Annotated in this window: 1 protein-coding gene; it reads left to right on the forward strand. The window is 48.7% G+C overall.

The features are described from left to right. Window positions 1-176: 176 nt before the first annotated feature. A partial coding sequence (locus tag PPOP_RS18055; protein WP_006288110.1) for a helix-turn-helix domain-containing protein occupies window positions 177-608 on the forward strand: 432 nt, incomplete at its 3' end.

Genomic DNA, 608 nt, shown 5'->3' on the forward strand with positions numbered 1-608 from the left:
GAGAATTTGACCAAACGGAACTCAAGCGATTCGTGGTCAGCGACCTGACCTACGTGAAGGTTCAGAACCGGTGGCATTACATTTGCGTGCTAGTATAATGTTCCGAAAATAATGTAACTATATTCCAGCATTTTGTGGTATAATCTTCGTAGCCCTTATTGAAACGGAGAGAAACCATGCCCTTCCAATCGAAAAAAGAAAAGTTAGTATTATCCATTGCCGATCGAGAAATGCTTCAACGAATCAGTCACGCGCGTTCAGAAGAATATCGCCGGGTAGAGCGCGCACGTATTCTGCTTCATTATGCCGACGGCTTGAGCATCCCAAAGATCGCAGAAATTCTCGGTACAACGGTGCCCAAGGTCAATCGCTGTGTCGATAAATCACTGGCATTAGGGCCGGATGCCGCATTGGGAGAAGAACAGCGTTCAGGTCGGCCTTCCGTTGTAACCCCTGAAGCGAAAGCATGGGTCATTTCTTTGGCCTGCCAAAAGCCGAAGGACTTGGGCTACTTGTATGAAGTCTGGACCCAGCGTCTTTTGGCACAGCATGTGCGTAATCACGCGGTAACTGAAGGTCATGACTGTCTCTCCCGCATGTCGCCTAGC

Source organism: Paenibacillus popilliae ATCC 14706, assembly GCF_000315235.1.
In the GTDB taxonomy this organism is placed as follows: Bacteria; Bacillota; Bacilli; order Paenibacillales; family Paenibacillaceae; genus Paenibacillus_B; species Paenibacillus_B popilliae.